Annotated in this window: 34 protein-coding genes; 18 read left to right on the plus strand and 16 right to left on the minus strand. The window is 64.9% G+C overall.

Annotation, left to right across the window (positions count from 1 at the left end; translation table 11 throughout):
- The first annotated feature begins 14 nt into the window (after positions 1–14).
- Positions 15–1,283, plus strand: a complete 1,269-nt coding sequence (locus tag PP1Y_RS10390) for a dipeptidase (RefSeq protein WP_013832190.1) — start codon at positions 15–17, stop codon at positions 1,281–1,283.
- A 53-nt stretch (positions 1,284–1,336) separates the two neighbouring features.
- Here PP1Y_RS10390 and PP1Y_RS10395 read toward each other — a convergent pair whose 3' ends face one another.
- The 7 genes from PP1Y_RS10395 to PP1Y_RS10425 form a co-directional block, all read right to left on the minus strand.
- Complete coding sequence (locus PP1Y_RS10395; RefSeq protein WP_041558757.1) at positions 1,337–1,540, minus strand: hypothetical protein; 204 nt, start codon at positions 1,538–1,540, stop codon at positions 1,337–1,339.
- 128 nt (positions 1,541–1,668) lie between these two features.
- Positions 1,669–2,088, minus strand: coding sequence for a DUF1810 domain-containing protein (locus PP1Y_RS10400; RefSeq protein ID WP_013832191.1), 420 nt, complete (start codon positions 2,086–2,088; stop codon positions 1,669–1,671).
- A 92-nt stretch (positions 2,089–2,180) separates the two neighbouring features.
- Positions 2,181–2,396, minus strand: coding sequence for a hypothetical protein (locus tag PP1Y_RS10405; protein WP_013832192.1), 216 nt, complete (start codon positions 2,394–2,396; stop codon positions 2,181–2,183).
- Between the two features lie 106 nt (positions 2,397–2,502).
- Positions 2,503–3,339, minus strand: a complete 837-nt coding sequence (gene dapD / locus PP1Y_RS10410; RefSeq protein WP_013832193.1) for a 2,3,4,5-tetrahydropyridine-2,6-dicarboxylate N-succinyltransferase — start codon at positions 3,337–3,339, stop codon at positions 2,503–2,505.
- 90 nt (positions 3,340–3,429) lie between these two features.
- Complete coding sequence (gene gmk, locus PP1Y_RS10415; protein WP_007011949.1) at positions 3,430–4,098, minus strand: guanylate kinase; 669 nt, start codon at positions 4,096–4,098, stop codon at positions 3,430–3,432.
- Positions 4,099–4,186: 88 nt separating this feature from the next.
- Positions 4,187–4,687 (minus strand): hypothetical protein, encoded by a 501-nt coding sequence (locus tag PP1Y_RS10420; RefSeq protein WP_041558758.1) that lies wholly within the window; start codon positions 4,685–4,687, stop codon positions 4,187–4,189.
- Positions 4,688–4,719: 32 nt separating this feature from the next.
- Positions 4,720–5,223, minus strand: a complete 504-nt coding sequence (locus PP1Y_RS10425) for an SspB family protein (protein WP_013832196.1) — start codon at positions 5,221–5,223, stop codon at positions 4,720–4,722.
- A 176-nt stretch (positions 5,224–5,399) separates the two neighbouring features.
- Here PP1Y_RS10425 and hisB point away from each other — a divergent pair, with 176 nt between their 5' ends.
- From hisB to pal, 14 genes are all read left to right on the plus strand, one after another.
- On the plus strand, positions 5,400–6,002 hold the full coding sequence (hisB, locus tag PP1Y_RS10430; RefSeq protein ID WP_007011946.1) for an imidazoleglycerol-phosphate dehydratase HisB: 603 nt from the start codon (positions 5,400–5,402) through the stop codon (positions 6,000–6,002).
- Positions 6,002–6,295 (plus strand): YciI family protein, encoded by a 294-nt coding sequence (locus PP1Y_RS10435; RefSeq protein ID WP_013832197.1) that lies wholly within the window; start codon positions 6,002–6,004, stop codon positions 6,293–6,295. The genes hisB and PP1Y_RS10435 overlap by 1 nt, the downstream gene beginning before the upstream one ends.
- A complete protein-coding gene (gene hisH / locus PP1Y_RS10440; RefSeq protein WP_007011944.1) occupies positions 6,292–6,915 on the plus strand; it encodes an imidazole glycerol phosphate synthase subunit HisH in 624 nt (207 codons plus the stop codon). The genes PP1Y_RS10435 and hisH overlap by 4 nt, the downstream gene beginning before the upstream one ends.
- Position 6,916: 1 nt before the next feature.
- A complete protein-coding gene (gene hisA, locus PP1Y_RS10445) occupies positions 6,917–7,645 on the plus strand; it encodes a 1-(5-phosphoribosyl)-5-[(5-phosphoribosylamino)methylideneamino]imidazole-4-carboxamide isomerase (RefSeq protein WP_007011943.1) in 729 nt (242 codons plus the stop codon).
- Between the two features lie 4 nt (positions 7,646–7,649).
- On the plus strand, positions 7,650–8,411 hold the full coding sequence (gene hisF / locus PP1Y_RS10450; protein ID WP_013832198.1) for an imidazole glycerol phosphate synthase subunit HisF: 762 nt from the start codon (positions 7,650–7,652) through the stop codon (positions 8,409–8,411).
- A gap of 133 nt (positions 8,412–8,544) precedes the next feature.
- Positions 8,545–8,718, plus strand: coding sequence for a PEP-CTERM sorting domain-containing protein (locus PP1Y_RS25320; protein ID WP_007011941.1), 174 nt, complete (start codon positions 8,545–8,547; stop codon positions 8,716–8,718).
- 49 nt (positions 8,719–8,767) lie between these two features.
- Positions 8,768–9,124, plus strand: a complete 357-nt coding sequence (locus PP1Y_RS10455; RefSeq protein ID WP_148274945.1) for a phosphoribosyl-ATP diphosphatase — start codon at positions 8,768–8,770, stop codon at positions 9,122–9,124.
- A gap of 44 nt (positions 9,125–9,168) precedes the next feature.
- Complete coding sequence (locus tag PP1Y_RS10460) at positions 9,169–9,546, plus strand: histidine triad nucleotide-binding protein (protein ID WP_013832200.1); 378 nt, start codon at positions 9,169–9,171, stop codon at positions 9,544–9,546.
- A 122-nt stretch (positions 9,547–9,668) separates the two neighbouring features.
- On the plus strand, positions 9,669–10,181 hold the full coding sequence (locus PP1Y_RS10465; protein WP_013832201.1) for a YbgC/FadM family acyl-CoA thioesterase: 513 nt from the start codon (positions 9,669–9,671) through the stop codon (positions 10,179–10,181).
- Positions 10,178–10,888: a protein TolQ gene (tolQ, locus tag PP1Y_RS10470; protein WP_007011937.1), complete on the plus strand. Its 711-nt coding sequence runs from the start codon at positions 10,178–10,180 to the stop codon at positions 10,886–10,888. Before PP1Y_RS10465 ends, tolQ begins: the two co-directional genes overlap by 4 nt.
- Before the next feature lie 12 nt (positions 10,889–10,900).
- Positions 10,901–11,359 (plus strand): biopolymer transporter ExbD, encoded by a 459-nt coding sequence (locus PP1Y_RS10475; RefSeq protein WP_041558759.1) that lies wholly within the window; start codon positions 10,901–10,903, stop codon positions 11,357–11,359.
- A gap of 15 nt (positions 11,360–11,374) precedes the next feature.
- Positions 11,375–12,232, plus strand: a complete 858-nt coding sequence (locus PP1Y_RS10480; protein WP_041558760.1) for a hypothetical protein — start codon at positions 11,375–11,377, stop codon at positions 12,230–12,232.
- Positions 12,229–13,617 (plus strand): Tol-Pal system beta propeller repeat protein TolB, encoded by a 1,389-nt coding sequence (gene tolB, locus PP1Y_RS10485; RefSeq protein ID WP_013832204.1) that lies wholly within the window; start codon positions 12,229–12,231, stop codon positions 13,615–13,617. Before PP1Y_RS10480 ends, tolB begins: the two co-directional genes overlap by 4 nt.
- A 161-nt stretch (positions 13,618–13,778) precedes the next feature.
- Complete coding sequence (gene pal, locus PP1Y_RS10490; protein WP_007011933.1) at positions 13,779–14,267, plus strand: peptidoglycan-associated lipoprotein Pal; 489 nt, start codon at positions 13,779–13,781, stop codon at positions 14,265–14,267.
- Between the two features lie 5 nt (positions 14,268–14,272).
- Here pal and PP1Y_RS10495 read toward each other — a convergent pair whose 3' ends face one another.
- Positions 14,273–14,464, minus strand: a complete 192-nt coding sequence (locus PP1Y_RS10495) for a hypothetical protein (RefSeq protein ID WP_013832205.1) — start codon at positions 14,462–14,464, stop codon at positions 14,273–14,275.
- A gap of 140 nt (positions 14,465–14,604) precedes the next feature.
- Here PP1Y_RS10495 and PP1Y_RS10500 point away from each other — a divergent pair, with 140 nt between their 5' ends.
- A complete protein-coding gene (locus PP1Y_RS10500; RefSeq protein WP_013832206.1) occupies positions 14,605–15,138 on the plus strand; it encodes a J domain-containing protein in 534 nt (177 codons plus the stop codon).
- Between the two features lie 101 nt (positions 15,139–15,239).
- Here PP1Y_RS10500 and PP1Y_RS10505 read toward each other — a convergent pair whose 3' ends face one another.
- The 3 genes from PP1Y_RS10505 to pdeM all read right to left on the minus strand — a co-directional run bounded on the left by PP1Y_RS10505 (position 15,240) and on the right by pdeM (position 18,243).
- Positions 15,240–16,673 (minus strand): DASS family sodium-coupled anion symporter, encoded by a 1,434-nt coding sequence (locus PP1Y_RS10505; RefSeq protein WP_013832207.1) that lies wholly within the window; start codon positions 16,671–16,673, stop codon positions 15,240–15,242.
- 192 nt (positions 16,674–16,865) lie between these two features.
- A complete protein-coding gene (gene infC / locus PP1Y_RS10510) occupies positions 16,866–17,387 on the minus strand; it encodes a translation initiation factor IF-3 (RefSeq protein WP_007011929.1) in 522 nt (173 codons plus the stop codon).
- 163 nt (positions 17,388–17,550) lie between these two features.
- A complete protein-coding gene (gene pdeM / locus PP1Y_RS10515; RefSeq protein WP_013832209.1) occupies positions 17,551–18,243 on the minus strand; it encodes a ligase-associated DNA damage response endonuclease PdeM in 693 nt (230 codons plus the stop codon).
- Positions 18,244–18,302: 59 nt separating this feature from the next.
- On the opposite strand from pdeM, the gene hemF reads away from it, so the two are divergent.
- The gene (hemF, locus tag PP1Y_RS10520) at positions 18,303–19,169 is read left to right on the plus strand and encodes an oxygen-dependent coproporphyrinogen oxidase (protein WP_013832210.1); all 867 of its coding nucleotides are present in this window, start codon (positions 18,303–18,305) and stop codon (positions 19,167–19,169) included.
- A gap of 78 nt (positions 19,170–19,247) precedes the next feature.
- Here hemF and PP1Y_RS25740 read toward each other — a convergent pair whose 3' ends face one another.
- The 4 genes from PP1Y_RS25740 to PP1Y_RS10540 all read right to left on the minus strand — a co-directional run bounded on the left by PP1Y_RS25740 (position 19,248) and on the right by PP1Y_RS10540 (position 22,783).
- Positions 19,248–19,640 (minus strand): hypothetical protein, encoded by a 393-nt coding sequence (locus PP1Y_RS25740; protein ID WP_013832211.1) that lies wholly within the window; start codon positions 19,638–19,640, stop codon positions 19,248–19,250.
- Positions 19,641–19,824: 184 nt separating this feature from the next.
- On the minus strand, positions 19,825–20,028 hold the full coding sequence (locus PP1Y_RS10530; protein WP_013832212.1) for a hypothetical protein: 204 nt from the start codon (positions 20,026–20,028) through the stop codon (positions 19,825–19,827).
- Positions 20,029–20,216: 188 nt separating this feature from the next.
- Entirely contained in the window at positions 20,217–21,536 is a 1,320-nt protein-coding gene (locus tag PP1Y_RS10535; RefSeq protein WP_013832213.1) for an MFS transporter, read from the minus strand.
- Positions 21,536–22,783, minus strand: coding sequence for an MFS transporter (locus PP1Y_RS10540; RefSeq protein ID WP_013832214.1), 1,248 nt, complete (start codon positions 22,781–22,783; stop codon positions 21,536–21,538). Before PP1Y_RS10540 ends, PP1Y_RS10535 begins: the two co-directional genes overlap by 1 nt.
- A gap of 302 nt (positions 22,784–23,085) precedes the next feature.
- On the opposite strand from PP1Y_RS10540, the gene PP1Y_RS10545 reads away from it, so the two are divergent.
- On the plus strand, positions 23,086–23,580 hold the full coding sequence (locus PP1Y_RS10545) for a MarR family winged helix-turn-helix transcriptional regulator (RefSeq protein WP_013832215.1): 495 nt from the start codon (positions 23,086–23,088) through the stop codon (positions 23,578–23,580).
- Positions 23,581–23,599: 19 nt separating this feature from the next.
- Here the strand turns inward: PP1Y_RS10545 and PP1Y_RS10550 are convergent, their stop codons facing one another.
- The gene (locus PP1Y_RS10550) at positions 23,600–23,929 is read right to left on the minus strand and encodes a PilZ domain-containing protein (protein WP_041558762.1); all 330 of its coding nucleotides are present in this window, start codon (positions 23,927–23,929) and stop codon (positions 23,600–23,602) included.
- Between the last annotated feature and the right edge of the window lie 89 nt (positions 23,930–24,018).

The following is a 24,018-nucleotide window of genomic DNA, read 5'->3' on the forward strand; positions in this document are numbered from 1 at the left end:
GAATGAGGGAAGCCATGCGATACAAAGCCTTGCGCACAAGCCTGCTCCTTGCCCTGGCCGCGTCCCCCGCTGTTGCCATCGCCGCGCCCGATCCGCAGCAGGTCGCCTTGTCGGCCCTGCGCGAAGCCCCCGTGTGGGACGGACACAACGATGTGCCCGAGCAGCTGCGCGAAAGGCGCAAGGACATCCTTGCAGGCTTCGACTTTACCGACACGAGCGGAACCGCCGATCCGGGGCACGATCTGCAGGCGATGCAGACGGACATTGCGCGCCTGCGCAAGGGGCATGTGGGCGCACAGTTCTGGTCGGTCTATGTTTCGGCCAAGCTGGACGACCAGCATGCCGTGCAGGCGACGCTGGAGCAGATCGACGTCGCAAAGCGCCTGATCGCCGCCTATCCCAAGGACCTGATGTTCGCGACAAGCAGCGCCGATGTGGCGCGGGCCATGAAGGCGGGCAAGGTGGCTCCGCTGCTGGGGATGGAGGGCGGCCATTCGATCGGCGGATCGCTGGGCGTACTGCGGCAGATGTATGCGCTCGGCGCGCGCTACATGACGCTCACGCATTTCAGGAACACTGCCTGGGCCGACAGCGCCACCGACACGCCCGAGCATGACGGGCTCACCGAGTTCGGCCGCGATGTTGTGCGCGAGATGCAGCGCATGGGAATGCTCGTGGATCTCAGCCATGTAAGCGCGGCGACCATGCGCGATGCGTTGGAGGTCGCGCGCGCGCCGGTGATGTTCAGCCATTCCAACGCGCGGGCGATCAACGGCCATACGCGCAATGTCCCCGACGACGTTCTTGAACTGCTGGCGAAGAACGGAGGGATCGTCATGGTCAATGTTTTCCCGACTTACGTGGTCGAGCCGACCCGCCAGTGGCTGGCGGCGCAGGCCGGGGAAAAGGCGCGGCAGGCATCCCTGCATCCGGGCGATCCCGAGGGCGCGGAGGCGGCCCTGAAGGCCTGGGAAAAGGCCAACCCGATGCCGCGCGGCTCGATAAGCGACGTCGCCGACCACATCGAACATGTCGTCAGGGTCGCCGGGATCGACCATGTCGGGCTGGGCGGCGATTTCGACGGCGTCGATGTCACGGTTGCGGGGATGGAAGACGTGTCGACTTATCCCGCGCTGTTCACCGAACTGGCGCGCCGGGGCATGGTGAAAGCGGATCTGGAGAAAATTGCCAGCGGCAACATGATGCGGGTAATGAAAGCGGCCGAAGCCTACGCGTCAGCCCACCGCGGTGATCCGGCCATCGAATCGCCGACGACGTTCTGACTGCGCCTGCAATCCGGCGGCCGAAGTCTCGTCCGCCGGACACGAGCCGGGTCTTATCCGCCCAGCGCGTGCTGTTCTGCCGTGACCGGCCAGCCCTGTGCGGGGCGTTCGGATACGGCGCGGGTGATCCAGATCGCCGACATGGCCAGGATCGCCAGGGCCAGACTGCCGATCAGGATGTAGCGCACGATATGGGGCGTGGAACCGCCCCGCGCTTCCTCGGTGTCCAGATGAACTTCTTCGCCAATGCGTTGCATAGTCGCTCTCTCCCGCAGGCCCGGCGACTGTCTGGCGCCGCTTTTGAAAATCGGGCCTACCCTTGGAATGTAAGCCCGCTGACCGGTTCCCGCAAGGCGCGAATCGGGTGGCCTCAGAGGCGGGGCGCCTAGCGCAGGTTGAGCAGTTCCAGCGTGCGTTCGTCGCGGCGCCCTTGGCAGAAGGCGTCGAGAGCATGGGCGAAGCATTCGCCGCCGCCGGCCGCTTCGAACAGGGTCATGCAACTGCAGAATTTCATCGCGTCGACTTCGCCGAGAATTGAAGTCGCACTGCGTTTCCCGGCCCAGATCAGCATCGCTTCGGTGCAGGCGGTGAGCCGCGGGGCGAGTACCTCGTGCGCCAGATATTCCCGGGCTTCGGTAAGGCCGGATATGGCGTAAAGGCGGGCGGTCTGGCTGGTGCCAAGGCCGTCGATCTGGGGAAAGATGAACCACATCCAGTGGCTCATCTTGGCGCCGTCCTGCAGTTCGCTGAGCGCCTGGGCATAAAACGCCCGCTGAGCATCGACGAAGCGTTCAAGATCGGCCACGCGAACCTCCCCATCATGGCCCCGCCTCTTGCAAAGGGTGCGGGAGCCGGGAAGGATGATAGTGATTCGCAGCCGAGCTGTCGCGGGCGATGTCAGCTCATGCTGTCGCCCTGCACGGAAGCTGCTGCAGTCGCGCTGTTGCTGCCTTCGGGATTGTCGTCGGTCAGCGCGCCGGTGATCCAGATCGCCGAGAGTGCGACGATCGCCAGCGCCAGGCTGATGACAAGGACGTAGCGCACGATATTCGGCGTGTTGCCGGCGCGGGCTTCGTCCTTGTCGATATGTATTTCTTCGCCACGGGTTTCCATGGTGCGTCTCCTTTATCGGGTCGGGACCTTTCTCGTGGCCCTTTCCCTAGGCAACGCACCATGGCGAACACCGTTCCGGCGCGATTGCCCGCGCCGGGAAAGTGGATCAGTCGCGCAGCAACTCGTTGATTCCGGTCTTCGAGCGGGTCTGGGCATCGACCGTCTTGACGATCACGGCGCAGTAAAGCGACGGTCCGGGGGTGCCGTCGGGCAGCGGCTTGCCGGGCAGCGAGCCGGGGACGACAACCGCGTAGGGCGGAACCTTGCCGATGTGAACTTCGCCGGTCGCACGGTCGATGATCTTGGTCGATGCGCCCAGGAACACGCCCATCGAGATCACCGCGCCTTCGCCGACGATGACGCCTTCGGCCACTTCCGAACGCGCGCCGATGAAGGCATTGTCCTCGATGATGACCGGGCCGGCCTGCAGCGGTTCGAGCACGCCGCCGATGCCGACGCCGCCCGAGATGTGGACGTTCTTGCCGATCTGGGCGCACGAGCCGACGGTCGCCCAGGTGTCGACCATCGTGCCTTCACCGACGTAGGCGCCGATGTTGACGAAGCTGGGCATGAGCACGACGTTCTTCGAGATGAAGGTGCCGCGGCGGGCGACGGCGCCGGGTACGACGCGGAAGCCGGCTTCGCGGAACTTCGCCTCATCCCAGCCGTCGAACTTCACCGGTACCTTGTCGAACGCGGGCGAGCCGCCCGCGGCGCCGGGGACCGGGGCATTGTCATTGAGGCGGAAGCTCAGGAGAACGGCCTTCTTCAGCCACTGGTTTACCTTCCAGCCACCCTGGCCGTCGGGTTCGGCCACGCGCGCGGCGCCCGATTCGATAAGGCCGAGCGCTTCGTCGACGATCTTGCGAACGTCGTCGCTCTTGGGGGTGACGGTGTCGCGCGCTTCCCAGGCGGCTTCGATCGCGGTTTCGAGTTCGGACATCTTGGTATTCTCCGGCAAGGGTACGTTCGTGGCGCGCCTAGAGCGTGGGCGCGCGCAGGACAAGTCGATTGAGGGTTCCGGCCCGAACGCTCAGGGCGTCATCAGTTCGCGAACGAAGCCGATCAGGCCGGTCTGGCGGGCGCGGCGCATCCGTTCGGCGGCCAGGATCTCGCGCACCTTGTCGAAGCAGGCGTCGATATCGTCGTTGACGACGACGTAGTCGTAGCCGTCCCAGTGGCTGATCTCGGAACGGGCGCGTTCCATGCGCGCGGCGATCACGTCCTCGCTGTCGGTGCCGCGCCCGGTCAGTCGACGGCGCAGTTCGTCGATGCTGGGCGGCAGCAGGAATACGCGCACGACGTCGCGCTCCAGCTTCTGGTAAAGCTGCTGCGTGCCTTGCCAGTCGATGTCGAACAGGTAGTCCTGTCCTTCCTTCAGCCCCGCCTTCACTTGTGCCTTGGGGGTGCCGTAGCTGTTGCCGAACACCGTGGCCCATTCGAGGAATTCCTCGTCGGCGACCATGCGGTCGAACTCTGCCTGACTGACGAAATGGTAGTCCTTGCCATCGACTTCGCCCGGGCGCGGCGGGCGGGTGGTGCACGAAACCGACATGCAGATGTGCTCGTCACGTTCGAGCAGCATGCGCGAAATCGTCGTCTTGCCGGCGCCCGAGGGCGAGGACATGATGAACATGAGGCCGCGCCGGGCCAGCGAGCCGCCGGCGGCTGCGTCTTGGATGGGGTGGGATGCGCTGTCCATGCCCCCCGATGGCGGGCGGGACGCTGCAAATCAAGAGGGCTGCGCAATCGCGGTGCGGTTGCTCACGCCGGTAGCGACTTAGGCGCTGTCAGGACTCTTCGCCGTCCTCGGCCATGTCGGCGAGCTTTTCTTCGCCTGCGGCCTGCGCAGTGCGCGCCTTGCTGCGGTCGTAAAGCGTCTTGGCGATCAGCCCGCCGCCCACGACGATGGCGCCGGGGATCGAGGTCATGGCAACCCTTGCGAGGGTGCGGTGAAGCATCGTCTCGCCCATCGTGCGGCCCTTGAGGATCGCACTGGCCTTGCTGGGGGTGAACTTCTTGCCGAGCAGGGCCTTTTCCACCGCGCGGCGCGCAAGGAAGGAGCCGCCGCGAAGGGCGATGTCGGCAATCGCCAGGTTGGTGTGGTCGTTGGGGCTGGGGCCGACGAGTTCGCGCGGGGAGGGCCGCGGCTTGCGCTTGCTCTTCCTGCTGGATTTGCCCGGTGCCACGGTTTCGGAGGTAGAGTCGGTCTGAACCATTGCCGGGGTTTCGGCAGCGGTCGCGGCTTCAACAGCCGCGTCGCTTTCGTCCTGCCCTGTCATCGTGGCCATCGAGACTGCCTTCCCGGGGCCGCTGGCCCCGCCTACTTCTTCTTGCCGAAATCGACCGAAACGACGTTCGATCCATCCTCGCTGGGAGTAATGCGCGAGGCGACATCGCGTTCCGAACCGTCGTTCCCGGCCATGCCGGGCATGTCCTCTTCATCGTCCTCGGCCATGGCCTGGAACTGCAGGCCGAAATCGACCGCCGGGTCGACGAAGGCGGTGATCGCCGAGAAGGGGATGTCCAGTTTCGCGGGAAGCTGGTTGAAGCTCAGGCTCACCGTGAAACCGTCTTCGCGCACGCCAAGGTCCCAGAACTTGTTCTGGAGGACGATCGTCATCTCGTCGGGGAAACGGGCACGCAGATCGTCGGGAATGCTGACGCCGGGGGCCGTCGTCTTGAACGTGATGTAGAAATGATGGCTGCCCGGCAGGATGCCGTTGGCGGCTTCCACTTGGCCAAGAACGCGTCCGACTACGGCGCGCAGGGCTTCCTGTACGATCTCGTCGTATGGGATCATGCTGTCTGGTGGCGTATCGTTCATCGCGCCCTACGTGCGCATCGTTCATGTTGCGGTCAAGCTTGTTGACACGCCTTTTTAACTGTTCCGCGCACTTATTCCAAGGTAAACCGTCCGTGATACAGGGAAATGCCGCGTACTCGCCCCTGAGCGTTCGCGCGTGATTGATTCCCGCAGATACAGGTCTATAGGCGCACGGCATGCGCACAGCTTCGATCAATCGCAAGACCCACGAGACCGACATCGCCGTCGAAGTGAACCTCGACGGTACGGGCTCCTATGACGTTTCGACCGGGATTGGCTTTCTCGATCACATGATCGAGCAGTTCTCGCGCCATTCGCTGATCGATATTACCTGCAGGATCGCAGGCGATCTGCACGTCGATCAGCACCACACCACCGAGGACAGCGCCATCGCGATCGGCCAGGCGATCGCCAAGGCGATGGGCGACAAGGCCGGGATCGGCCGCTACGGCGACGTTCACTCGCCGATGGACGAGGCACTGTGCCGCGTTTCGCTCGACATATCCGGGCGGCCCTATTTCGTGTGGAAGGCCGCCTTCACGCAGGAAAAGCTGGGTGAGTTCGATACCGAGCTGGTCGAACACTGGTTCCACTCGATCTCCCAGGCGGTGGGCATCACCCTGCACATGGAACTGCTCTACGGCACCAACAACCACCACATCTGCGAGGGGCTGTTCAAGGGCTTCGCCCGGGCCATGCGCACGGCGGTGGAACTCGACCCGCGCAAGGGCGGGGCGATTCCGTCGACCAAGGGGATCCTCGGACAGGACACGCTGTGATGGCGAGCTTCATTCTCTCGCTGCGCTACATCGCCCCAATCGAAGCCGTGGATGCGCTGCTGGCCGAGCATGTCGACTGGCTCAAGGCGGGGCATGAAGCCGGCCACCTCATCGGCTGGGGCCGCAAGGTCCCGCGCGAGGGCGGCATCGTCTTTGCCAGGGGCGAGAGCCGCGAAGCCGTCGCCGCGCTCGCCGGGAACGATCCGTTCGTCAAGGGCGGGGTCGCCGAAGTCGACGTGATCGAATGGGCGCCCACGTTCCTGTCGACCGGGATCGAAGGGCTCGCCGAATGACGCTGGCCCTGATCGATTACGGTGCGGGCAATCTCCACTCTGTAGCCAATGCCCTGCGCGCGGCGGGGGCGCAGGACGTCAAGGTTACCGCCGATCCCGCCGTCGTTCGCGCGGCGGACCGTATCGTTCTGCCCGGCGTCGGCTCGTTCAAGGCCTGCGCCAAGGGGCTCTGGGCGATCCCCGGCATGGTCGATGCAATGACCGAGCGGGTCCACGTGGGCGGTGCGCCGTTTCTGGGCATCTGCGTGGGCATGCAGCTTCTTGCCACCCGGGGCCTGGAACATGGCTCCACCATGGGCCTTGGCTGGATTCCGGGTGAAGTGCGCCTGATCGAGCGTACCGATCCGGCGATCAAGATCCCGCACATGGGCTGGAACGACGTTTCGCTCGGCCGCAAGGACCCGGCGCACGGGCTGGTCGAGGCGGGCGAGGCCTATTTCCTGCACTCCTATCATTTCGTGCCCGAAGAGGGGCATGACATTGCGGCGATGACCGACCATGGCGGCGGACTTGTCGCTGCCGTGGCCCGCGACAATGTCGTTGGCGTGCAGTTCCACCCCGAAAAGAGCCAGGCCTTCGGCCTCGCGCTGCTTTCCCGTTTCCTCGATTGGAAGCCTTGAAATGATCGTATTTCCCGCCATCGACCTCAAGCAGGGTCAGGTCGTCCGCCTCGCCGAAGGCGACATGGCGCGCGCCACCGTTTACGGCGACAACCCGGCCGCGCAGGCGATGCTCTTTGCCGATGCAGGCTCGCAGTTCCTTCATGTCGTCGATCTCGACGGGTCCTTTGCGGGCAAGGCCGAGAACCGCGAAGCGGTCGAGGCGATCCTCGAGGTGTTCCCCGGCCATGTGCAGCTCGGCGGCGGCATCCGCACGCCTGAGGCGGTCGCGGGCTGGTTCGAGCTGGGCGTCAGCCGCGTCGTCATGGGCACGGCCGCGCTCAAGGACCCGCAGTTCGTCAAGGACATGGCGCAGGAATACCCGGGCGGCATCGTCGTCGCCGTCGACGCGCGCGACGGCATGGTCGCGACCGAGGGCTGGGCCGAAGTGTCCGACGTTTCGATCGTCGACATGGCCCGCCGCTTCGAGGATGCGGGCGTCGCCTCGCTGCTGTTCACCGACATTGGCCGCGACGGCCTGCTCAAGGGCTGCAATGTGCAGGCGACCGTCGATCTGGCCCGCCAGACCGACCTGCCGGTAATCGCTTCGGGCGGCGTGAAAGGCCTCGACGACATCCGCATGCTGACCCTGCACGAGAACGACGGCATCGAGGGCGTCATTACCGGACGCGCGCTTTACGACGGCCGCCTCGACCTCGCGACCGCCATCCAGATGGCGCAGAGGGGCTGAAGCCATGACTGTCCGCGTCCGTGTCATTCCCTGCCTCGACGTTGCCGACGGCCGCGTGGTCAAGGGCGTCAACTTCGTCGACCTGAAGGACGCGGGCGATCCGGTCGAGCAGGCGCGCGCCTATGACGCGGCCGGTGCGGACGAGCTGTGTTTCCTCGACATTTCGGCCAGCCACGAAGGGCGCGGAACGCTGCTCGACATCGTCCAGCGCACCGCGGAAGTCTGCTTCATGCCGCTGACCGTGGGCGGCGGCGTACGCACTGCCGAGGACGCGCGGGCGCTGTTGCTGGCGGGGGCTGACAAGGTCGCGGTCAACTCCGCCGCCGTTTCGCGCCCCGAGGTGGTCGCCGACATCGCCCACAAGTTCGGCTCGCAATGCATCGTCGCCTCTGTCGATGCGCGCAAGGTGGGCGAGGGGCGCTGGGAGATCTTCACCCATGGCGGCCGCCGTCCGACCGGCATCGATGCGCTGGAGCACGCCCTGAAGCTGGCCGAGCTGGGTTCGGGCGAACTGCTGGTCACCTCGATGGACGGGGACGGAACCCAGAGCGGCTATGACCTCGAACTGACGCGCACGATTGCCGATTCGGTTTCGGTCCCGGTCATTGCCAGCGGCGGCGTGGGCACGCTCGATCACCTTGTTCAGGGCGTGACGCGCGGTCATGCAAGCGCGGTCCTGGCCGCCTCGATCTTCCACTTCGGCAAGCATTCGATCGCCGAGGCGCACGCTGCCCTGCGCTCTGCGGGACTTCCGGCACGGGCCTGACACCGGCCTTCGCGCGTTGAGCTTTCGCGCCGGCAGTGATCCACATCGGGACAGGCGCCGATAGGTGCTTGCTGCCCCCTCCGGATGATCGGATGGGCGCAGGACACTTCGACTCCGTGAGGCTCTTCCCCCCGTGCGTTACACCGGTCACTGCATTTCGCTTGCCACATTGATCGCCCTGCCGGTCCCCGCCTTCGCCGCGGCCAGCGTGCCGTTGCCCGAGCCGAGCGGACTTGCCCTGCTGGGCATCGGCCTGGCCGGTCTGGCCCTGGGGCGGCGGCTGTCGTCGCGCCGGTCCAAGGACTGAATTCGCCCGGGACTTTCGCAGCGGCTTGACCGCGAAGGCGCCTCGCCGCATGGCTTGGCGCATCATGATGAGTCCGCAATCCCAGAGCGGGGACACCCTGTCCCGCCTCGAAGCCACGATCGCGGCGCGCCGCGCGGCCGATCCCGAAACCAGCTATGTCGCCAAGCTCAACGCCAGTGGCCTGGGCAAGATGTCCCAGAAGCTGGGCGAAGAGGCGACCGAAACGATCATCGCCGCGCTGGCGCAGGGCCCCAGGGAACTGATCGGCGAAGCCGCGGACCTGCTGTTCCACCTCATGGTCCTGCTCGGCGCCAGGGGCGTGCCCCTTGCCGATGTCCTGGCAGAGCTTGACCGCCGCGAAGGCGTCTCGGGCATTGCCGAAAAGGCATCGCGCCCCAAGGACTGAATTTTCCCTCAAGACGATCAACGCCTTACGCGGGAGCCCTGAGAATGCCCATCGACCCCAAGCAGCCCTACGACGAGAACAACATCTTCGCGAAGATCCTGCGCGGCGAGCTGCCCTGCACGAAAGTCTACGAGGATGACCACGCGCTCGCCTTCAACGACATCCGTCCGCAGGCGCCGGTCCATGTTCTGGTGATCCCCAAGGGCGCCTACGTCTCCTGGGACGACTTCACCGCCAAGGCCGACGACGCCGAGATCGCCGCCTTCATGCGTGCGGTCGGCAATGTCACGCGCCAGCTCGAGCTGGACGGGCCGGGGTATCGCCTGATGGTCAACATGGGCACCAACGGCCACCAGGAAGTGCCGCACCTGCATGTCCACATTTTCGGCGGCCGGCAGTTCTTTCAGATGATCTGCGAGTAAACCGGCGCCGGTCGGAGAGATATCCACACCCATAGGGCCGATGTGGCGTTGCTGACAGGCGGTAAGCTGCCGCCTGTCCCTTTGCAGTGAGGGAAGGCCCCGCTACACATCCGCGCTGCATGATGGCCATTCCAGAACCCAGTTGCGGCACGATCGACCTCGGTGTCCATCGCTATGCCCTGCGCGTGTACTATGAAGACACCGACGCGGGCGGGGTCGTCTATCATGCCAATTACCTGCGCTGGTTCGAGCGCGCCCGTTCCGACCTGCTCGACTTGCTCGGCATCGACCAGCGTGCTGCGCTGGAAGCGGGCGAGGGGCTCTATACCGTTGCCGAGGCCACGCTGCGCTACCGCGCCCCGGCGCGCCTTGGCGATACCGTCGTCATCGAGACCTTTCCCGAGACGGTCGGCCGCGTCGCCTGCACGCTGAGGCAGGTGGCCTGGCGCGGCGAAACGCGGCTGTGCGAAGCCGTCGTCAAGGTCGGGTTCATCGGTCCTGATGGACGACCGCGCAAACAACCTGCCGCTTGGCAACATGCATTCGATTCGCTCGTCGACGGACGCATGCTCTCTCAATCTCCCGCCACAGGCCCTGTTTCTGGCCTTGAATCCGGCCCGGAAGGACTAGAATGACTCTCGACCTGCTTGCTTCTGCCGTAGCGATCAGCGGCGAAACCGATCGGCTGAACCCGATCAAGCTGTTCCTTGACGCGGACATCGTCGTTCAGGCCATCATGTTCGGCCTGCTGCTGGCGAGCATCTGGGTCTGGATGATCATCATCACCTTCACGATGCGCATGGGCGGGGTCCAGCGCCGCTGCGACGAGTACGAGGACGGCTTCTGGGAGGCCGAGAACTTCGAATCGTTCCAGAAGGAGCGCGCGCGCCGCAACGTGCCGCTCGGCAAGGTGGCCGGGGCCGGACTGGCCGAATGGCGCCGCAACGCCCAGTCCCGCACCGTCGATCACGAAGGCGCACGCCAGCGCATCGCCCTGGCCATGACCTCGTCGCTGGGTGAAGAAGCGGATGCGCTGTCGGACCGCCTCAACTTCCTTGCCACCGTGGGTTCGGTCGCACCCTTCGTCGGTTTGTTCGGCACCGTCTGGGGCATCATGAACAGCTTCTTCCAGATCGGCCAGCAGCAGAACTCCTCGCTGGCGGTCGTCGCGCCCGGCATTTCCGAAGCGCTGTTCGCCACCGCCATCGGCCTGTTCGCGGCGATCCCGGCAGTTATCGCCTACAATCGCTTCTCGCACCGGGTGAACTCGTTCGAAGCGCGCATGCAGCGCTTTGCCGACCAGCTCCACGCGGCGCTCACGCGCCAGCTCGAACAGCGCTGACGGAGCCCGGCCATGGCAATGGGACTGTCAGGAGGTGCAGGACGCGGACGGCGCCGGGGACGTGGGACCCGCGCGCCGATGGCGGAGATCAACGTCACCCCGCTGGTCGACGTCATGCTCGTCCTGCTTATCATCTTCATGGTGACGGCGCCCTTGCTCAAGGCCGCCGTACCGATCGAGCTGCCCGACAGCCGGGCCAAGGCGATGTCGGAGGAAGCCGCGCAGATCACGCTGAGCATCAAGCGTGACGGCGTGATCTACTTCGAGGAAGAGGCGCTCGCTGCCGGAGAGCTGGCCGAACGGCTTGCCGCCGTGACGCCGGGGCCCGACGGCAAGAAGCCGCTCGTGACGCTGCGGGCCGACAAGGCACTGGATTACGGCACCGTCATGGGCGTGATGGGCGAACTCAACCATGCCGGTTTCACCTCGATCTCGCTGGTGACCGGCGTCAGCAGCCGTTCAGGCGGCTGAGCTAGGGTTCGCATCATGGCAATCCTCGGGCTGCGCAGGGATGAGAAATACGGACTTGCACTGGCAATCGCGCTTCATGCCGCGGTTCTGGGCGCGATGTTTCTCGACCCGCACACCGACCGGGTCGTCCATCCGCCCGAGCGGATCGAAGTCAACATCAGCGACGATTATGGCCTGACTTCGACCTCGCCCGATCCCAACAGCGAGGCTGGCGCCGACGTCGCGCCGACCATCGGCGAGGCGGCTCCCGCGCCAGCTCCTGCGCCGGTTCCGGACATAAAGCCTTCGCCATCGCCGCTGCCGCCTGAACCCAAGGCCAAGCCGGTCGAGACCAAGAAGGCACCGGAAAAGAAGAAAACCGAAACCAAGTCCCCGCCCAGCCGCAAGAGCAGCGCGATCGACAAGATCGTTTCCAGTCCGAGCAGTTCCTCGTCGAAGTCCAGCGCGACCACGACGAAGAAGACCGGCGGCAGCCGCGTCGGTTCGGACTTCCTCGAAGGCGTGAGCGGCGCGCAAGCGACGCAGGGCAAGGGCGCGCCAGCGGCCGAGATCGGTCCGGCGGTGCGTTCCGCGCTGTCCGCAGCGATCACACGCCAGCTCAAGCCCCACTGGCAGGCGCCGCAGGGACCGGAGGCCGAGGATCTCGTGACTTATCTCGCCTTCAACCTCAACAAGGACGGCACGCTCGACGGACGGCCCAGTGTGGTGCGCCAGACCGGCATTACCGACGTCAACCGCAACCAGGCTCCGCGCCACGCCGAACAGGCGATCAGGGCGGTCCAGCTTGCTGCGCCTTTCAATCTTCCCGCGGAATACTACGATGCGTGGAAACGCGTATCGTCGTTCAAGTTCGACAAGAGGCTATCGCAATGACCCCCCGGATACTTTCGCTCGTCTCGGTTCTTGCGCTTTGCGCGGCAGCCCCTCTCGCCGCGCAGGACACCGCGCCTGCCCCGGATGCGGGGGGTGGGCTCGTCTCGGACGATGGCGGCCTGACCGGTTCGGTCTCCGACGAAAGCGACTGGCAGGACCTGGGCATTGCGATCACCACGTTCGCGACTGACGCTGACGTGCCCACGCAGACCAACGCGGGCTCTACATCGGCGCTTGGCCGTGCCCTGTCGCAGGTAGTTGCCGCCGACCTCAAGAACAACGGCTTGTTCAAGCCCTCGGGCCCGGCCGGCCTGCCGCAGCCGGCCTTCTCGGAAGTCCAGACGCCCAACTTCCCGATCTGGTCGGTCCGTAGCACCGACATGCTGGTGCAGGGCTATGTCCGCGCCGCCGCGAACGGGCAACTTACCGTGGGCTGCTATCTCTACGACGTCGCGCTCAAGCAGCAACTGGCCAAGGGCGGCTGGCAGGTCGGCCCGGCCGACTGGCGCCGCGCTGCGCACAAGTGCGCCGACATGGTCTATTCGCGCCTTTCCGGCGAAAGCCCGTTCTTCGACTCGAAGATCGCCTACATCGCCGAGACCGGCCCCAAGGACCACCGCATCAAGCGGCTGGCGGTGATGGATTCGGACGGCGCCAACCACCGCTACCTGACCAGCGGGCAGGCAACGGCGCTGACCCCGCGCTATTCGCCCGACTATTCCAGGATCCTCTATCTGTCCTACCTCAACGGACAGCCGAGCATCTATTCCTACGACCTGGCGTCCAACAGCCAGAAGCTGATCGTGCGCACCGGCAATCCCACGATGGCGCCGCGCTGGTCGCCCGACGGCAAGTGGGTGCTCTATTCGATGTCGATGGGTGGCCGCACCGACATCTACCGCATTTCCTCGGCAGGGGGCGGCACGCCGCAGCGCCTGACCAATGGCCCCGGCATCAACATCGGTGGCAGCTACTCGCCCGACGGCAGCCGGATCGTGTTCGAAAGCGACCGTTCGGGCAGCCAGCAGATCTACGTGATGAATGCCGACGGTTCCAACCAGCACCGCATCAGCTTCTTCGGCGGCCGTGCGGCAACGCCGGAATGGAGCCCGCGCGGCGACCAGATCGCCTTCACCCACATTGCCGGCAACCTGCGTATAGCCGTGATGAGTCCGGACGGGCGGGGGATGCGCTACCTGACCAATTCGTGGCAGGACGAGGCGCCGACCTGGTCTCCCAACGGGCGCATCGTCCAGTTCTTCCGTACCGAGAAGAACTCCGGAATTACCTCGATCTGGCAAGTCGACCTGACCGGCCGGAACGAACGTAAGCTGCCCACTCCGGTGGGCGCGTCGGACCCCGCATGGGGTCCGGTTCGTCCCTGAGCGCGCTCTGTACTTATACGGGTGCGCATTCAGGAAACCTTTGTTAAATAGTGAACGGAACTTTAGCCGATGCCAGCCATTTCATTTGGCTGTGCAGCACAGGAGATTGCCCCATGTCTTCTACCCAACAGACGTCTCGCTTCTCGAAGCCCGCTTCGACGATGCTTCTCTTTGCCGGGGCATTGGCCATTTCGGCTTGCGCTTCCAAGGCGCCCAAGGAACTTCCGCCCGAGCCCGGCCCGGCCACCACGACGCAGGCTCCGCCCGCCGATCTCGGCCCGACTCCGGGCAGCCAGGCCGACTTCCTCGCCAAGATGAGCGGTTCGGACACGATCTACTTCGACACCGACAAGTACGACATCGACGCGATGGACCAGGAAGCGCTCGCCAGGCAGGCGCAGTGGCTGCTGCAGTATCCCAACAAGCGTGCGACCATCGAAGGGCACTGTGACGAGCGCGGCACGCGCGAGTACAACCTGGCCCTGGGCGAACGCCGCGCCAATGCCGCGATGAACTACCTCGTCAGCCTGGGCGTGGATGCCGCGCGTCTTTCGACCATCAGCTATGGCAAGGAACGCCCGGTCGCGCTCGGTTCGAACGAGCAGGCGTGGGCGCAGAACCGCCGCGCGGTCACTGTCACGATCGACTGATCGGCTTACTTTCCAAGATTGAGTAGATCGCCCGGGCTGTCCAGCAGCTCGGGCGTTTTCACGCTGGCACCGATCTTTTGACCGGTCATGAACTGGACCGGGCCCAAGGGCTCACGCGCGACATTTTCGCCGAACAGCACATAGATCGCCATCATCAGGATGGAAAAGAATGCGGATATGGCCAGCCGTTTGCTCATGGGTGCCTCATAATACTAAGCCAGGTTAGTATACTTATTCCGAGCGACGTCTGCAATGCAGCAAGGGCGGGAGCAGTAGGCGGTTTCCTGCGATTTACAAGACTTGCATCGCCATCGAGTCGCAGCGTATCGCTCAGGGGATGAGCCGCGCACGCAGATCCATGGACTGGGGATTCCCGCGCTGGCGCGGCTACGAGTCCGCGCGCGAGGCCGCGCAGATCCGCCTGTGCGATCGCCACGGCTGCTCGGAGCCGGGCGATTGCCCCGCGCCGAAGAGCCCCAGCAGCCCGGATCGCTGGTACTTCTGTCAGAAGCACGCGGCCGAGTACAATGCCGGCTGGGACTATTTCGCCGGTCTCACCAAGGAAGAGGCCGCAGCGCGCGAAAAGAAGGAACGCCAGACCCACGAGGGCTACCAGGAATCCTCTCACTATGGCTGGGCCGGTTCGGGTGACGGCAGCCGCAGCGGCGATGAACTGCGCGCGCTCGAAGCATTGGGCCTCGAACCCGATGCGGACTTCGACGCGGTGCGCAAGGCATGGCGCACGAAAGCCAAGGAAGTCCACCCGGACGTCCGGCCCGGCGATGCCGAAGCGGCCAAGGCCTTCCAGACTTACCAGCTCGCCTATGAAGTCCTGCGCGCGGCCGAAGAACGGCGCGAATGGCACGGCTGAGCATTTCCGTGCGGAATTGCGGATAGAGAGCGGGATCCCCGCCTGCGCGGGGATGACGACGTAGTGGAACTGCCGCAGGGCGAATGCCCTCCTGCGGTGAATTACGTCCCGATCAGCAGCGAAACCAGCCAGACCATGCCGACGATCAGCGGCGCGCCGGCAAGGTCGAGCAGCAGGCCCGACTTGATCATTCGCGGCAGTTCGATGCGCCCGGTTGCCCAGGCGATGGCGTTGGGTCCGGTTCCGGCCGGGAGCATGAAGCCCCAGCTTGCGGCAAGTGCGGCAGGCATCGCCAGCAGGATCGGATCTGCCCCCAGCGCGACCGCCAGGCTCGCAACGACCGGCATGATGCCGCTGGCCGTTGCCACGTTGCTGGCAAATTCGGTGATGACGATGACCATGGCGGTGATGGCAAGGGCGACGAGGGGCAGGGGAACCGCGGAGAGCGGCAGCAGCGAACGGCCCAGCCAGTCGGCGAGCCCCGAGGCGCCCATGCCCTCTGCCAGCGCGAGGCCGCCGCCGAACATCATGATGACGCCCCAGGGCGCGCGATTGGCCTCGTCCCAGTTGAGCAGGGGGCGCCCGGTTCCGTCCGGCACCACGAAAAGCAGCAGGCCCACGCCAACCGCGATCGTCCCGTCGGTCAGCGATCCCTTGGGCAGGACCGGGGCGATCAGCGGTGTCAGCATCCATAGCGCGAAAGCCACCGCGACCAGCGGCACGAGGCGGCGTTCCGGCTCGGTCCAGGTGTGATGCACGGCGATGGCCCGCCGCGCCCCGCCAACGTCGAAGGGGTGAGTCGCGACCGCCTGCATGCGTGCGATGATGAAGGCGGCGAGCGGGATGCCTACCAGCACCACGGGAATGCCGATCAGGCTCCAGTGCGCGAAACTGATGTGCAGGCCGATCATCGAATCGAGCAGGGCAACGGCGATCGCATTGGTCGGCGATCCGACGATCGTGCCCAGGCCGCCGATCGAGGCAGCGAAGGCAATGCCCATGGGCAGGGCGCCGGCAAGCCCCTGGCGTTCATCGTCGGCGATGCCGCCTGCCTCGATCACGGCAAGGGCCATGGGCATCATGATCAGCGATGTCGAGGTATTGGAAATCGCCATCGACAGGATCGCGGCAGCCATCATGAAGGCGAACAGCAACCGCCCTGCGCCGCCCCTGGAGCCGAGCCCGTCGAGCAGGGCGAGCGCCAGTCGCCGGTGCAGCCCGGTGCGCTCGATGGCCAGGGCAATGAAGGCGCCGCCCAGGATCAGGAACAGGGTGGGGGAATAATAGCTGGAAGCCGTCTCGCCCGCCGTCATCACGCCGGCGAAGGGCAGGACGAGGAAAGGGGCCAGCGCGGTCGCGGTCAGCGGCAGGGCCTCGGTCATCCACCAGCAGGCCATCAGGGCGACCAGCCCCGCGACGGTCCATGCCTGCGGCGGCATGCCCGCCGGTTCGGGCAGGACCAGCGTCGCCCCGAACAGCACAAGACCCGCGATGAATCCGATCCGCTTGGCATTCATGCCGATGTCATCCCCCATTTCCCTTTGAGGGACTTAAGCCACAAATCTCAGGATGATGCGAGGGGGGAGAAGCAGGGCGCCCACTAGCTGGCCGAGATGCTGGCGCATTTCCCTTGGATCGTTGCCGCAGGTCCTCTTCGGCTCTCCCGCCATAGAAAAAGGGCGCACCCGGCGGGTACGCCCTTTTTCTTCGGCAATGCCGGGCGGCGCTTATTTGGGCGCCAGCACCATCAGCATCTGGCGGCCTTCCATGCGCGGATAGGCCTCGATCTTCGCGATCTCTTCCACGTCGGCCTGCACGCGGCGCAGCAGGTCCATGCCCAGCTGCTGGTGCGAAAGCTCGCGCCCGCGGAAACGCAGGGTGACCTTCACCTTGTCGCCATCGCCGATGAAGCGCTGAACGTTGCGCATCTTCACGTCGTAGTCGTGATCGTCGATGTTCGGACGCATCTTGATCTCCTTGATCTCCTGCGTCTTCTGCGTCTTGCGCGCTGCGTTGGCCTTCTTCTGGGCCTCGTAGCGATACTTGCCGACGTCGAGGAACTTGCACACCGGCGGGTCTGCGTTGGGCGAGACTTCTACCAGGTCCAGGCCGACGTCGGCCGCCTGTTCGATAGCCTCACGGGTGTACATGACGCCAATGTTCTCGCCGTTCTCGTCGATCACGCGGACCTTGTCGGCTTGGATGAAATTGTTGTAGCGCGGTCCGCTCTTGACCGGTGGCGTCATCATGCGCCGGGGTGGGGGTGCTATAAGCGTTCTCCTGAGTCGTCTTCGATTTACGTGCGAATGGGCGCTCAATAGTGCGATTTCATCCGCCAAGCAAAGCGGGAATTCGCAAGATTACCATAGAGCCCCAGCCGAATGCACGGCTTATGCACGTCTATATGGGCCTTCAGGCGTCCGCGCGCCAGAGGGGATAGGCAATCAGGCGTCCCGTTGCCGGTACCAGCGCGTCGATCGCGCAGGCCGGTTGCATTGCCGAAAGTATCGCCGGATCGGCCGCGTCCATGCCGCCGGTCAGCGCACCGAAAGCAGGCAGAATCAAGCGGTTGTCGCTGCGCACCGCGCAAGGGCGGGCGATCCTGCGGCCCCGGGCGGAAACGATCAGGCGGGGATGATAGTGCCCGGAAAGCTCGGGAAGTCCGGTCGCTTTCTCCGCCTTGTGACGCAGGACGAGGCCTGCCACTACGATTTGCGCAACCCGCGTGCCCCCGGCCTCTGCGCCAAGGTCCGGATCGTGATTCCCGATGATCCACACCCAGTCCAGCGCGCGAGTCAGCGCATCGAGCATGCCGCGGGCATGGGGATCGAGCCGTCCGGTGCCCTCGCTGTCGTGGAAATTGTCGCCCAGCGCGAAGACGCGCCGCGCCCCTGTCTGCCGCACCGCATGCGCCAGCCGTTCCAGCGTCTCGCGGCTGTCGTAGGGCGGGAGCATCTGCCCGCCCTTCGCGTAGTAGCTGGCTTTCTCGAGGTGGAGGTCGGCCACCAGCAGGGCCTGTTCGCGCGGCCAGTAGATCGCGCAGCCCCGCGATCCGGCAGCGCCGACAAGGTGCATTTCCTCTGACTGGAACGAAAAGGGAACCATGGCTTTTCCTTGCCGCAGGCGGCCCGATTTGGCAAGCGGCGGGCAAACAAGGATTAGGCATGACCGACTGGACCCCTTACACCCTGCGCGCCCGCACCTGGTTCGAGACGCTGCGCGACAGGATCTGCGCCGAATTCGAGGCGATCGAGCGAGAGGCCGGTTCAGCGGCTGCCTTCGACTATACCCCGTGGAAACGCTCGGCAGTCGAAGGCGGGGCCGAGGGCGAGACGGGCGGCGGCACGCGCGGCCTGATGAAAGGCAAGGTCTTCGAGAAGGTCGGCGTGAACGTCTCGACCGTGGTCGGTTCGCTGTCCAGGGATTTCGCGGCCACCATCAACGGAGCCTCGGCCGAACAGAACGCCTTTTCCGCGACCGGCATCAGCCTCGTCGCGCACATGGCCAACCCGCACGTGCCGGCCGTGCACATGAACACCCGCTTCCTCACGACGACCAAGGCATGGTTCGGCGGCGGCGCGGACCTCAATCCCCCGCTGCCCTACGACGAGGATACCGCGGAATTCCATGCGGAACTCAAGGCCGCCTGCGATGCCCACGGCGCTGACTATTACGAGCGCTACAAGGCCTGGGCGGACGAGTACTTCTTCATCCCCCACCGCAATGTCCACCGCGGTGTCGGCGGGATCTTCTACGACCACCTGGAGTGCGCGGACGAGGCTGCGTGGGAAGCGAACTTCGCCTACACCATGGCCGTGGGCGAGGCGTTCCTGGCCGTGTTTCCGCGCCTCGTGCGCCGTCGCATGGGCATGGAATTCACGCCCGCCGACAAGGCGCAGCAACTCGAATGGCGCGGCCGCTATGCCGAATTCAACCTCGTCTATGACCGCGGCACGCTGTTCGGCCTCAAGACCGGCGGCAACATCGACGCGATCCTGATGAGCCTGCCGCCCGAGGCGACCTGGAGCTGATCCCCGCCTGCAAGATCGACTGCTATCGAGGCAGTGCTCGGGCGGGGGCAGTGACTGGAAAGTTGGGGGAAGCGGTCATCATTCCATGTTGCTATGTTCCTCGACAAGCTCAACGGAACGATGCTGATAACAGTATGTCGGGGCCTCTCCCAAGCCGGGTGTATCTACCACGAACTTCACGCATTCTTTCTCGGGGAACATAGAAAGCTTGATGGTCCGGCCGGTCATCGCTTTTTCAACTGAGGTGTCGCTTTTGGCTGCCCAACGCCTCATTGCGTCATGAACAAAGGGAATTTTCGCAAGCACTTGCGTGTTGGAAGCGTTTCGCAAATTGCAGACGCCGAGAGCATCGTTCCAAGCACCACCGGCGTCCAAGCAACGGTCAGTTGCCCAAAGATTGTGAGCTTGCCAGCCACCAACTGCGCCTAACAAGAGCAAAGTGATTACCCGCGCTGACGGAGGTACCTTCATTCGATAAGGTTGCCCAGTCGCCTCTCACCAGTCAATGTCAGCAATGTCCGCAAAGTCGACGGGTCCGGTTAGACCGGTTTCAGGTTAAAATGTTGAAATGCTGCCGTTTGAGTGAACGACCGACCACTCCTGGCGACGGCCCAGCTTGGCTGGATGGCGGCAAAGTTGGGGCAAATGGACATTGCTAGTCGTCAATTTCTAGACGCATGCAGGCTTGAAAGATGCCCGTGTCGCCTTCCTCGCGATGCCAAATCTCGACTACGCTGTAGTAGTTGAAATATCCTCCCATTTCCTTGGAAACGGTCTCGCCGACGCGCGGTAAGAACGTGAACTCTCCTTCAAAAAAGGGCTTCATCTCGTCCTTCTCGTAAACTTCAACTTTCGGCATGGCTTTCTCCTCATGCCGTTCTTGTACAACCGTTCGACGTCTGCAATGTTGGCGCGTCCGTAAAGTCAGCTTTCAGATTAAAAACCTGAAAGGCTGCCTTGCCTTCGCTTGTCCATTCCCGCTTGCGCGGGAATGGCGAAGTGGTGGGCAGTCAGGTCGGCCGCCGTGCGGCCGGGCTTTCCGGTGCGTCAGATGACGTAGTCTTCCTCTATCGGCTTTGCGCCCTTGATCGGCGGGGCGTCGGACAGGGGTTTGCCGGCGGTTTCCTTCATGAAGTGCAGCGCCACTGCGCCCACTGCGCAGGCGGCCATCATGTAGTAGGCGGGCATCAGCGGATCGCCGGTGGCCGAGATCAGTCCGCTGCCGATGGCAGGAGCCGTGCCGCCGAAGATCGAGGTCGCCACGTTGTAGGAGATCGCGAAGCCGGCGAAGCGCACCGGGGTCGGGAACAGGGCCGGGAAGGTGGCGGAAATCGTCGCCAGCTGGGGGACGTAGAGCAGGCCGAGGACCATGAAGCCGATGACGGCTCCCGAAAGGCCCATGCCCATCAGCATGTAGAGCGGCACCACGCCGATGAAGAGCCCGATCAGCGAAAACCACCAGAGCGGCTTGCGGCCGATCCGGTCGGACAGCGCGCCGGTCATCGGCAGCAGCAGCATCATGAACAGCATGCCCAGGATCGGCACGACCAGCGCCTCGTCCGCAGTCAGGCCGAGGCGGCGCTGCAGGTAAGTGGGCATGTAGCTGAGCAGCGTGTAGTTCACGACGTTGAGCGCGATCACCATGCCGCCCATCACCAGCATCGGGCGCCAGTAATTGGCCATGAGATAGGGCAGGCCGTGCGAGACGCGCTCGGCCTTTTCGTGTTCTTCGCGAAAGACCGGGGTGTCCTCCATGTGGGAGCGCAGATAGACGCCCACGGCGCCGAGCGGCCCGGCGACGAGGAAGGGAATGCGCCAGCCCCAGTCGTGCATCGCCGCCTCTCCCAGCAGCAGCGAGAAGCCCAGCATCAGCAGCGCGCCCAGCGAAAAGCCGGCCAGCGTGCCGAATTCGAGAAAGCTGCCGCAAAAGCCGCGCTTCTCGTCCGGCGCGTACTCGGCCATGAAAGTCGCCGCGCCGCCATATTCGCCGCCGGTCGAGAAGCCCTGGATCATGCGCAGCACGATCAGCAGCAGCGGCGCCCAGAAGCCGACGCTGGCATAGGATGGCAGCAGGCCGACGCAGAAGGTCGCCCCCGACATGACGACGATGGTGATCGCCAGCACCGACTTGCGGCCCAGCCGGTCTCCCAGCGGCCCCCAGAAGATGCCGCCCAAGGGACGCACGAGGAACGAGATGGCGAAAGTCGCCAGCGCGAAGAGCACGGCTTCCTCGGTGTTGCCGGGGAACAGGGCGGCGGAGATATAAGTGACGCCGTAGGAATAGATTCCGTAGTCGAACCATTCGGTGGCATTGCCGATCGCCGAGGCGGCAATCGCCCGGCGCAGGGTGGCGGGATCTGTCTGCATCAGGAATCTTCCGTGGCTGGAATGTCATCGGGGCCAAGCGGATCGAGCATCGCGGCCACAGGCGTGGTGCGTGGCAGGATCTGGTAGGCGTGCTGCGTATCTGAAGGAACGGGCGGGGTCGCGGTCTGGCGCCACAGGCCGAAGGCGAGCGCACTGGCGGCGCAAAGCGTGATGTAGGCAAAGAGGCCGCTTTCGAAGGGCAGGGTCATGGCCGCCGAGCCGAGGATCGGGCCGAGCGCGGCGCCTGCCGAATAGAGCAGCACCAGTCCGCCGGTCGCGCCGACGCGCTCGTCGGCTTCCAGGCGGTCGTTGGTATGGGCCACGCACAGCGGATAGAGCGCGAAGGTCAAGCCGCCGAACAGGGCGCCCAGGCCGAGGAGCTGGATGCCGTTGTGCTGGGTGACGGTCAGTCCGGCACAGACCAGCGTTGCCCCGGCAAACGTCAGGACGATCACGCGGCGCCGGTCATAACGGTCGGATAGCTGGCCAAGCGGCCATTGCAGCGCCACGCCGCCCAGGATGACGGCGGACATGAACATCGCGGTTGCGCCCATGTCGAGCCCGATGCGCCGCACGCTCACCGCGGCAAGGCCGTAGAACGCGCCCAGCATCATGCCGGTCAGGATCGAGCCGATCACGCCCAGCGGCGACGTGTCGTAGAGGCGGCGAAGCGAGAAGGGCGGGGCATCGCCTGATTCGGGTGCGGAGATATGGGTCAGCAGGACCGGTATCGAGGCCAGCGAGACCAGCACCGAGGATGCCAGGAACGGGATCGAGGGGCGGGTATCGTCGAGGTTGAGCAGGTACTGCCCGGCGGCCTGCCCGAGGTAGAGGCAGATCATGTACCCGGCCAGGACGCTGCCGCGCGTCTGCGGTTCGGCCCGTTCGTTGAGCCAGCTTTCGATGCAGACATAGACGCCCGCGACGCAGAAGCCGTCGGCAAGGCGCAGGAAGGCCCAGAACAGCGGTTGTTGCCAGAAGGCATAGGCCAGCGTGCTGGCGGAAAAGACCGACACGAAGGCTGCGAAGGCGCGGATGTGGCCAACGCGGCGCACCAGCGGACCCGCACGCAGCGCACCGATCGCCAGCCCCGCGAAATAGGCGGTGGCGACGAGGCCGATCAGCAATGTGCTTTCCCCGGCGCGTTCCAGCCGGATGCTGATTAGGGTGGACAGGAACCCGCTTCCGGCCATCAGGACGAAGATGGCGGCCAACAGGCTGCGGACCGGAAGGATCGCGGTTAGCATGACGCTTCTCCAGCCTTGTCGTCAGGCTGCCGCGCAGCGCTGCGGGCAGACTGCCGGGGTTTGCGGTTGCGCCCGGAAGATCGCTTCGGTCGCCTGATTGGAAATAATTCGCCTCCCAAAGGAAAGTTTCCGCCGGACTTGCGGGCGCGCCAGAGTTTGAGCGCAGGGTACTTGCGCATTATCGCCGGTTTATCAACCCGAAGGGCACTATTCGGCAGCGCAGCCCGTCAGACGCGGTCGGTGATATACTTCGATATGCGAAGCGAAAATCCATTGTCGCGGCCGTCATCAAAAAGTAGGAAATGGCCGTGGACACCGATTTCTTGCATCCAACCCTGCGTGCGCTGCGGCGCCTTCAACGCGCTACCGAACAGGGCGGCAGGCAGCTTGCCGCCGCGACCGGCCTGACGACGTCGCAGTTGCTCGTCCTCCAGGAGATCGAGCGGCGCGGCGAAGCGATCCCCAGTGCCGTTGCCAGCGCCCTGCAATTCAGCCAGGCGACGATCACGACGCTGGTCGACCGCCTTGTCGTGCTGGGTCTCGTGACGCGCCAGCGCAGCGATCGCGACAAGCGTCAGGTGCTCCTGCGGATCACCGATGATGGGCGCCTCGTCCTGTCGCGTGCGCCCGATATGCTGCAGGAACGCTTCCGCGACCGCTACTCGCAGTTGCCGACCTGGGAACAGGCGATGATCCTCGCAGGACTTGAGCGGCTCTGCCTTCTGCTGGACGCAGCGGACATCGACGCCGCGCCCTTGCTGGACGTGGGCCCCATCGACCGCAGGCTGCAGGGCTAGAGAGCCTCTGCGCGGCGGCCTACTGAGGTTCTCCGGACAGCCCCAGCGTGGCCATGTCGAGCGGATCGGCCAGAAGGACGCCGAAGTCGTCGCCCCGGGCCCAGCGCACTTGCGCGCGCAAGACATGACTGCCGCGCAGCCTGAGGTGCACCACTTCGCCGCAGCGGGGGGTCATCGCGTGGGATATGAGGCCCATGCCATGTTCGGAGACATTGCGCACGAAGACATCCTGATCGGGCAGGCCGGCGCAGTCCATGCTGGCACCTATCAGTGTGCGCAGGCGCGGTTCGCGTTCTGTTTGCGAGCGAGGCGCAAATTCCGCGCCGTGCAGGGGGGTATGCATGCTCATCGAAAGTCGCCTCCCGGTAGGCCGAGGTACGGTATCAGGGATTGTGCGGTGGCGAAGTTTCCGAGATCTTAACGTGCGGCCCGTGGGTA

The sequence above is a fragment of the Novosphingobium sp. PP1Y genome (assembly GCF_000253255.1).
In the GTDB taxonomy this organism is placed as follows: domain Bacteria; phylum Pseudomonadota; class Alphaproteobacteria; order Sphingomonadales; family Sphingomonadaceae; genus Novosphingobium.